Origin of the sequence: Lysinibacillus sp. NPDC056232 (assembly GCF_042267565.1) — a bacterium.
GTDB lineage: Bacteria > Bacillota > Bacilli > Bacillales_A > Planococcaceae > Lysinibacillus.
In genome coordinates this window covers 24,314-33,018 of record NZ_JBHJTF010000048.1, presented here as the reverse complement: position 1 = coordinate 33,018, position 8,705 = coordinate 24,314, and the positions used below count along the sequence as shown (strand labels likewise).

Annotated in this window: 9 protein-coding genes; all 9 read right to left on the bottom strand. The window is 39.0% G+C overall.

Annotation, left to right across the window (positions count from 1 at the left end):
- Window positions 1-181: 181 nt before the first annotated feature.
- From spoVM to fmt, 9 genes are read right to left on the bottom strand one after another with little or no spacing between them, the layout of a single operon-like run.
- Window positions 182-283 (bottom strand): stage V sporulation protein SpoVM, encoded by a 102-nt coding sequence (spoVM, locus tag ACFCYJ_RS23915; RefSeq protein WP_139376952.1) that lies wholly within the window; start codon window positions 281-283, stop codon window positions 182-184.
- Between the two features lie 18 nt (window positions 284-301).
- Window positions 302-955: a thiamine diphosphokinase gene (locus ACFCYJ_RS23910; RefSeq protein ID WP_376077922.1), complete on the bottom strand. Its 654-nt coding sequence runs from the start codon at window positions 953-955 to the stop codon at window positions 302-304.
- Window positions 952-1,620: a ribulose-phosphate 3-epimerase gene (rpe, locus tag ACFCYJ_RS23905; RefSeq protein WP_376077929.1), complete on the bottom strand. Its 669-nt coding sequence runs from the start codon at window positions 1,618-1,620 to the stop codon at window positions 952-954. Before rpe ends, ACFCYJ_RS23910 begins: the two co-directional genes overlap by 4 nt.
- Window positions 1,621-1,622: 2 nt before the next feature.
- Window positions 1,623-2,507 carry a ribosome small subunit-dependent GTPase A gene (gene rsgA, locus ACFCYJ_RS23900; RefSeq protein WP_376077919.1) on the bottom strand — a complete coding sequence of 295 codons (885 nt, stop codon included), beginning with the start codon at window positions 2,505-2,507 and terminating at the stop codon, window positions 1,623-1,625.
- An 11-nt stretch (window positions 2,508-2,518) separates the two neighbouring features.
- A complete protein-coding gene (gene pknB, locus ACFCYJ_RS23895; RefSeq protein ID WP_376077916.1) occupies window positions 2,519-4,504 on the bottom strand; it encodes a Stk1 family PASTA domain-containing Ser/Thr kinase in 1,986 nt (661 codons plus the stop codon).
- A 2-nt stretch (window positions 4,505-4,506) separates the two neighbouring features.
- Entirely contained in the window at window positions 4,507-5,256 is a 750-nt protein-coding gene (locus ACFCYJ_RS23890; RefSeq protein ID WP_376077927.1) for a Stp1/IreP family PP2C-type Ser/Thr phosphatase, read from the bottom strand.
- Window positions 5,257-5,262: 6 nt separating this feature from the next.
- Window positions 5,263-6,405 carry a dual-specificity RNA methyltransferase RlmN gene (rlmN, locus tag ACFCYJ_RS23885; protein WP_376077913.1) on the bottom strand — a complete coding sequence of 381 codons (1,143 nt, stop codon included), beginning with the start codon at window positions 6,403-6,405 and terminating at the stop codon, window positions 5,263-5,265.
- Window positions 6,405-7,766 carry a 16S rRNA (cytosine(967)-C(5))-methyltransferase RsmB gene (gene rsmB / locus ACFCYJ_RS23880; protein WP_376077909.1) on the bottom strand — a complete coding sequence of 454 codons (1,362 nt, stop codon included), beginning with the start codon at window positions 7,764-7,766 and terminating at the stop codon, window positions 6,405-6,407. The genes rlmN and rsmB overlap by 1 nt, the downstream gene beginning before the upstream one ends.
- Entirely contained in the window at window positions 7,763-8,704 is a 942-nt protein-coding gene (gene fmt / locus ACFCYJ_RS23875) for a methionyl-tRNA formyltransferase (protein ID WP_376077906.1), read from the bottom strand. The genes rsmB and fmt overlap by 4 nt, the downstream gene beginning before the upstream one ends.
- Window position 8,705 lies beyond the last annotated feature (1 nt).

The following is an 8,705-nucleotide window of genomic DNA, read 5'->3' as shown; positions in this document are numbered from 1 at the left end:
CTTATGGAACAGAGGATAAATCAAAGATGTTGTACACAGGACATGGCAACACCATCTGTGGAGAGCTTTGTAACGCTTCTCTTAAGTATATAAGAACCCCACTGCTTTAGCTGTGGGAGTAGTCAGAAAGAATTCCTTGACCGTTTTGTTTTTCAATACTACAAGAAAAATCCGACTAGTGTTAGTCGGATTTTTTTACTTTCTTATCTTTTTTGAAAATGTTGATACACGTACGCGTAATACTACTTACAAATTTCGGTAGTTGGAATGTATATACTTTCAGGACTCTCTCCCCCTTACGCTAATCTATGCTTCTTATCATTAAACATATGCCTTGTGAGAAAAATATAGACCCTGAATTACCTATTATTTCATTACTTGTAAAGCGGGATGTACCGAGTGAAATTTCTTCATTTGTTGTTTCATATTTTACTTGCCTTAATGTCACATCTTTAATCGGCTCTTCATGTGCAAAGAAAGATAAATAACGATATTGCTCATCCGCTTCAATGATGTGCTTGCCTGGCATTAAAAATTGCAACATATTCGCATGATTAATAATCTTCAATACTACCTGCGGATACTCTTTTTGTAAACGATAAATCGAACGAACTGCTGCCTCATAATGATCTAAACGTCCACCTGTAACACCAGTAAGTACAATTTCTAGCGGTGTATAGGTCAAGGCTTTTAATAACGCTAAGTCCGTATCTGTTTCATCTTTTTCTTCCTGGAATCGTTGTCTATCATTTGTATGTGCCATCACCAGTTCGTATTCCTCTTTTGATAGTGAATCAAAATCTCCTACTATGGCATGTGGTGTGATGCCTTGCTCGATTAAATATAGCGCTCCTCGATCAGCTCCGATAAATAATACATCACTTTGCTCTTTAAACGGACTAAATGAACAGAGTTCCTCTTTTGGTCCACCTGCACAAACAACGACTATGGTCATCCTTGAATCGCTGCCTCACCAGCAGCTAAAATTTCTTGAAGTGCCGCTGAACGATCTTCTTTACTATAAATTGCTGAACCAGCTACAAAAATGGTTGCTCCTGCTTTTGCACAAGGAATAATAGTCTCTGCATTAATACCACCGTCGATTTCTATAGCAATATCAAGATTACGTTCTTTAATAATAGCTGCTAATGCTTCAATTTTCGGCACTACAGAATGAATGAATTTTTGCCCGCCAAACCCTGGATTCACAGTCATGAACAACACCATATCAATATCCTCTAATATGTGTTGAATAGATTCTATTGGTGTATGCGGATTTAATACAACACCCGGTTTGACGCCAAATGAACGAATTAATTGAATTGTACGGTGTAAATGGCGGCAAGCTTCTACATGCACCGTAATATAGTCAGCCCCTGCTTTGGCGAATTGTTCAATATACTGATCAGGATTTTCGATCATTAAATGTACATCTAACGGTAAATCCGTTAAAGGACGAATAGCATCTAATACGATAGACCCAAATGAAATATTTGGCACAAAATGACCATCCATAACATCGATATGAATAAGCTGTGCACCTGCTTTTTCTACTTCCTTTACTTCTTCTCCTAATTTAGCAAAGTCGGCTGCTAAAATTGATGGTGCTATTTGTATCATCATTAATACCTCGGCTTTCGATCCATAATTTCTTGTATAAATTGTTCGTAGTGTTTATAACGATAGTCACGAATTTCCCCCGTCTCCACCGCTGCTTTTACTGCACATTTGGGTTCCTTTAAGTGTAAGCAGCCTCTAAATTTACAATCCTCTGCCATACGGGCTATTTCGGGGAAACATGCGCCTAATTCTTCTTTCTCTATTTCATCAAAATCAAATGAACTAAATCCTGGAGTATCTGCTAATAATCCGTCACATACCTCGATTAATTCGACATGGCGAGTTGTATGTTTTCCTCGCCCTAAGCTTTGTGAAATAATGCCTGTTTTTAAATTCAAATCTGGAATCAATGTATTTAGTAGTGTGGATTTTCCAACGCCAGATTGCCCTGCTAATACGGACGTTTTCTCCTTTAAAATAGGTTGTAGACGTTCAACTAATTCTTCCTCATCCTTATAGGTTTGTAGCACGGTATAACCCATACGTTCATAATCGGCTATATAGCCTTGCAATTCCTCACGTTCATGATCTTCTAGTAAATCCATCTTTGTTAAACAAATAATCGGATGAACATAAAATGACTCTAAAACAACTAAGAAACGATCCAGTAAAATCGTATTAAAATTAGGTTCTTTTACAGAAAATACAAGAATGCCTTGATCAATATTGGCTATAGGGGGACGTACTAATTCATTTTGGCGTTCCATAATTTTTTGAATAGTACCGTCCGAGCCTTTTGTTTCCAGAGTATATTCTACAATGTCGCCAACGAGTGGGGATTCCCCGCGATTGCGAAATACCCCACGTCCTCGACATTGTATTAGTTGTTCTCCATCATATACATAGTAATAACCGCTTAATGCTTTACGAATTTGGCCTTGCGCCATCGAATTCCCCCTTATTTGACATCATCATAGTTGATTGTTTCTTCAGCAATAATTTCTGAATCACGAATAATTTTATAGGCTACATCCTGACCATCTCCAATAACAAGCTGTATTCGGTGCTCTTGATCAGCCGTAATAGTAAATGTTTCAACTGTTGTTAACATTTTATGGTTTTTATCTTGAATATCAATTCGAATAGTTTGCTCTAAACCTTCCTCTTTTGGTTTATACTCAATTGGCACAGTTTTCACCAAAGTTTTATCAGGCCTTGCTGCAGGTCCTTTACTTAAAACAACAGCGATTGCGGAGCCGGCTTCAACTCGCGTTCCTGCTTTTGTCAATTGTGATTTAACATTTCCAGCTGGTATTGTATCATCATTTTCTTCACGAACAATTCGCCATGTCAAGCCTTCTCTTCTTACATACTCATCCATTTGAGCTTTGGAGTAATTCACAACATCATCAACGGTGATCATCTTTACACCTGCGCTCACCTTAAACTTCATTATTGTATTCTTAGCGACTACCTCTTCTTGTGGTGCCGGCTCTTGTTCAATAATTTGTCCTTCAGGCTCTTTTGAATTCACATAGTTAACTTCAGAATCTAAAAATTTATCCTTTAGCATTGATTGAATTTGGCTGATTTGCTGGCCTCTATAATCTTCCACTTTCGTCGTTTCTACCCCAAGACTCACGATCAAGTCTACTTCTGTGCCTTTTACACGCTCCGTGCCCTTTGCAGGGTCTGTTTCTATAACCTTATCCTTTTCGACGTCCTCGTCATAACGCTCCTGCGGCGACTGACCAACCGTAAAGCCTTCAGCCTCTAATTTCTTAGTAGCTTCTTTAACTGTCATATTAGCCACACTTGGTACAGGTATCTTTTTCGGGCTAAATGAACCTGTTGCAAAAAAAACGAATAGGAAAATGGCGATAGCTACTATTACTAACCCAGCAACAACTATTGGCCATTTTTTCTTTTTCTTTTTCTTTACAGGCACTGCCTTTTCTACAGGCTTCTTCGCTTCGGGTTTCGGCTTTGATTGTGTAATTGGTTCGATTGCTCTTGTCTGCATTAAATCTTCGTCTTGACGTACAGTTGATTCTTTTATAATCGGAATAGCCTTTGTTACATCATTATCTACCGGTATAACAAACTTCGGTTCATTAATACGATTTGGTGATAAAACTGTTTCCAAATCTGCTTGCATTTCATCTACAGTCGAATAACGATGAGCAGCATCTTTTGCTGTAGCCTTTAACACAACATTTTCCACACTTTGTGGAATTGTAGCATCGAAGGCACGAACTGATGGCGTCTCTGATTGTAAATGTTTAAGCGCGATAGAAATAGCTGACTCGCCTGAAAATGGCAATTCCCCTGTTAATAATTCATATAAAACAATGCCAAGTGCATAAATATCAGATCTGTTTGTCGCCGTACCACCACGAGCCTGCTCAGGCGATAAATAATGCACCGTTCCAAGCACGGAGTTCGTTTGTGTAAATGATGTTGCACTAAGCGTCATTGCTATGCCAAAATCAGTTATTTTCACATTGCCCTCTGCATCCATTAAAATATTTTGAGGCTTAATGTCACGATGGATAATATGATTTTCGTGAGCATTGGCAATTGCTGATGTTAACTGCTTCATAATATGCACACTTCTGGCAGGAGAAATTGGTGCAAATTCCTGTATGTACTGCTTTAATGTTTTACCTTGGACATACTCCATCACAATATAATGTAGATCACCATCATCACCTACATCATAAACACTAACGATATTAGGATGTGTAAGGCTTGTAGCAGAAAGTGCTTCACGTTGAAAACGGCGATACAATTCATCCTCATTGGTAAAATCATAGCGCAATATTTTGACCGCTACATCACGGTTTAAAATCATGTCATGTGCTAAATAAACATTGGACATACCACCGCCACCAATAAGCCCTATAATTTTATAGCGGTCACTAATTCGTTTACCTACAAGCATACTTACACCTCCTCATCTTGCCTTGTGAGCAGCACGAGGGAGATGTTGTCTTCCCCCCCGCTTGCATTTGCTAATTCCACAAGTTTTCGTCCTTTTTCTTCTACTGTATCTGGATACGTAATAATTGATGCCATTTCATACACTGTAAGTTTATTGCTTAAACCGTCAGAGCAAATGAGTAAATACGATTCTGATGCTAAATCAACTTCATAAAAGTCTGGTTCAATCGTTTCTTCTGTACCAACAGCCTTTAAGATGAAATTTTTCTTCGGATGCGTCAACGCTTCCTCTTCACTGATTTCACCATTTTCAACCAGAACATTTACATAGGAATGATCTCTTGTTATTTGTTGTGCACCATCCTCAAAGAAATAATACACACGACTATCACCAACATGTGCGATAAAGCAATGATTTTTTTCAATTAACACTGCAATAAACGTCGTGCCCATTCCTTTACAGTCTTCATGTGATAAAGAATAGTCATAGATACTTTTATTCAATTGCTTGACTGCTTGTAATAACCACTCTTTTTTTGTCGTTGTTGATGCAAAATGATGTGCCTCTACCTGTAAAAAAACGGATTCCATCTGCTTCATCGCCATATCACTCGCTACATCGCCAGCATTATGACCACCCATGCCGTCCGCTACAAGCGCTAGTGCTAGCCCGTCTGGACGTTTAAAAAATGCCGCACGGTCTTCATTAATTGCTCGTTTTAACCCAATATCACTTTCGACTGTGTATTCCAACACTGGTCACCTCGTCTCTTCAGATCTCTCTTGCGCACGTAATTGACCACACGCAGCTGCAATATCAGAACCTTGCTCTCGGCGGATCGTTACGTTAATACCATTCTTCTTTAATGTTTTTTCAAAGGCAAAAATTTGACTACGAGATGTACGAACATAATCACGTTCTGGTACATAGTTTACAGGAATTAAGTTCACGTGGCATTTAATTCCTTTTATTAATGCAGATAATTCTTCTGCAATTTCAACTGAATCATTTTCACCAGACATTAAACCATACTCAAAAGTAACACGTCGGCCAGTTTTTTGAGTATAGTATTGAACAGCTTCCATTAATTCATCTAATTTATAAGCACGTGCAATTGGCATTAGTTTTTGGCGAGCCTCTTGGTTTGGTGCGTGTAAGGATACTGCAAAGTTGATTTGTAGCTGTTCCTCAGCGAATTCGTAAATTTTAGGAACAATTCCTGATGTTGATACAGTGATGTGACGAGCTCCAATGTTTAATCCTTTTTCATGGTTGATGACTTTTAAGAAGTTCATCATCGCATCATAATTATCGAAAGGTTCTCCAATACCCATAATGACGATATGTGATACACGTTCGCCCACTTCATCTAAAGTCTGCTGTACTTTGACAACTTGCTCCACGATTTCCCCTGCTAATAAGTGACGCTTTAAACCACCTAAAGTTGAGGCACAAAACGTACAGCCAATTCGGCAGCCTACTTGTGTTGTCACACAAACAGAGTTCCCATATTCATGACGCATTAATACAGTTTCAATAGAATAGCCGTCTTGTAGTTGGAATAAAAACTTGATCGTACCATCTTTAGATTCCTGTTTAATAATTGTTGACAATGTCGTTAAAGAAAAACTTGCTTCTAGCTTTTCACGTAATCCTTTTGAAAGGTTAGACATCTCTTCAAATGTTTTTACTCGTTTATTATAAAGCCAATCAAAAATTTGTGCTGCACGGAACGGTTTTTCACCATTTTCCTTTAACCATTCTTCTAGTTGTTTCGGCTGTAATGAGTATACCGATTCCTTTAAATTTGGTTTTTCTTTTTTTGCGCGTCGAACAGGCTTGTCTTCTGCTTCTTCAACTAAGTCGTTTATACGCTCATTAAATTTCCCTTGATCCACCATTAGTTGGATTCTCCTTTTTTACGAAAGGCGGCAACGAAGAAACCGTCACTGCCAAAGTCTTGTGGAAAGACTTGAAGCATGCCATTTGCTTGCTTTTCCGCTAATTTTGTTGGTAAAGATTCTAGTTGTATAGCTTCCATTTCTGGATGCGTTGATAAAAAGGCCTCTACAGTACCTTCATTCTCTCTTTTATCTACTGTACATGTACTGTACACAAGCTTGCCATCTATTTTCAATACTTTTGTTGCAGCATCTAATAGCGCCAATTGTATTTTTTGGAGATTTTCTAAATCTTCCTCACGTTTTGTATATTTAATATCTGGCTTGCGGCGCATAACACCTAAACCACTACAAGGTGCATCAACTAAAATAGCATCGAATGATTCTAGTTGTAGAAAATCCGGTGCCTTACGTCCGTCAATCGGAGCAGTCTCTACTATATCAATCCCTAGACGATCCGTATTATGGTCGATTAAATCTAATTTATGAGGATGAAGGTCAGTCGCTAAAATCGAACCTTCATTTTTCATAATCTCAGCTATATGGGTTGTCTTTCCTCCCGGAGCCGCACACATATCTAAGACGCGCATGCCAGGAGATGGATGCAACACATTTGCTGGAATCATGGAGCTTTCATCTTGAATAGTAATAAGCCCTTCTTGGAATGCCTTTGTTCGAGCTGGCTGACCATTTGTTACATGTAAACATTCAGGCATTAGCTCGCTTCTTTTCGCTGCTAAACCTTCCGCTTCTATGCTGGCAATCGCTTGCTCAACGCTTGCTTTCGTCGTATTTACACGTACAGTCTGCACTGGAGGCACATTATTTTCATGTAACATTTCAGCTGCAACTTCAATACCGTAGTTATCGACAAAACGTTGCACTAACCACTCAGGATGACTCGTTTCAATAGCAAGGCGCTCAATTGGATCTTTAATGTCATCAGTAGAAGCTACACCCTGACGTAAAATAGATCGTAAAATACCGTTGACCATCGAAGCTATCCCTTGGTGACCTCGACGCTTAGCAATTTCTACAGCTTCATTCACTGCTGCATGAGGTGGTATACGCGTTAAATAATGCATTTGATATAAAGATAAACGTAAAAGCCAGCGCACCCAATGATCCACTGAGCCACGAATAAATGGTTCTAAATAGTAGTCAAGTGTCATTTTATATTGGAGAGTGCCATACGTAATTTCTGTTAAAAGCGCACGATCCTTCGCTTCAATTTTATGTCGCTTTATCGTTTCATTTAAAAGCAAATTACTATAGGCTTGATTTTTATCTACTGCTAACAGAATAGAGAGTGCGGCATCACGCACATTTCCATCCCAAATTACTACGCTTTTTTTACTCATTTAAATTGGTCCCCAATCTGTAATTTAGAACCTGTACCACGCAAGTATTCCTCTGCTGTCATGCGTTTTTTACCAGCTGGTTGTACATCATACAGGGCAAGTGTTGTACCATTTCCTGCTGCAACTTCAAAATGTTCCTTCGAAATCGCAACAACCTCACCAGGTATAGCATCATGCTTAGTGTTACCAACTTGTGCCCACCAAATTTTAAAGTTGCCATCATCAAATGTTGTATAGGCAACTGGCCATGGATGAAGACCACGCACTTGATTGTATAAAGTTGTAGCATCCTTTGTCCAATCGATACGTTCTTGCTCACGTGAAATATTGCTTGCAAAGGTTACTTGTGCTTCATCCTGCACGGTACGATTATTTGTTCCATTTATAATAGAAGGAAGTGTATCTTTTAATAATTCGCTGCCCACAGCACTCAGTTTATCAAATAGTCTACCCGTATAATCATCCTCTTCAATCGGGATAGCTTTTTGGGAAATGATATCACCAGCATCTAGCTTTTGCTCCATATACATAATCGTTACACCTGTCTCTTTTTCACCATCAATAACTGCTTGGTGAATAGGTGCTCCACCACGATACTTCGGTAAAAGTGACGCATGGACGTTAATGCAACCAAGTGGTGGTGCATCTAGCAATTCTTTCGGCAAAATTTGTCCAAAAGCAGCTGTTACGACTAGGTCAGGCTGTAAATCAATAATTTGCTGTAATTCCTCAGAACCACGTAGCTTTTCAGGCTGAATAACAGGTAAACCTAGCTCCATCGCTGCTACCTTAACAGGTTGTGGTGTTAGCACACGCTTACGCCCAACTGGACGATCTGGTTGTGTAACTACAGCTTTAATATCATAACCTTCATGATGTAGCATACGCAAAATTGGCGCGGAGAAATCAGGTGTTCCCATAAAAATTATTGAAGTCATA

Excerpts from the sequence above, each read along its gene's own strand:
- rlmN (WP_376077913.1), bottom strand. The coding sequence starts at position 6,405 with ATGGTGGATCAAGGGAAATTTAATGAGCGTATAAACGACTTAGTTGAA.
- fmt (WP_376077906.1), bottom strand. The coding sequence starts at position 8,704 with ATGACTTCAATAATTTTTATGGGAACACCTGATTTCTCCGCGCCAATT.
- rsgA (WP_376077919.1), bottom strand. The coding sequence starts at position 2,507 with ATGGCGCAAGGCCAAATTCGTAAAGCATTAAGCGGTTATTACTATGTA.
- rsmB (WP_376077909.1), bottom strand. The coding sequence starts at position 7,766 with ATGAGTAAAAAAAGCGTAGTAATTTGGGATGGAAATGTGCGTGATGCC.
- pknB (WP_376077916.1), bottom strand. The coding sequence starts at position 4,504 with ATGCTTGTAGGTAAACGAATTAGTGACCGCTATAAAATTATAGGGCTT.
- ACFCYJ_RS23910 (WP_376077922.1), bottom strand. The coding sequence starts at position 955 with ATGACCATAGTCGTTGTTTGTGCAGGTGGACCAAAAGAGGAACTCTGT.
- rpe (WP_376077929.1), bottom strand. The coding sequence starts at position 1,620 with ATGATACAAATAGCACCATCAATTTTAGCAGCCGACTTTGCTAAATTA.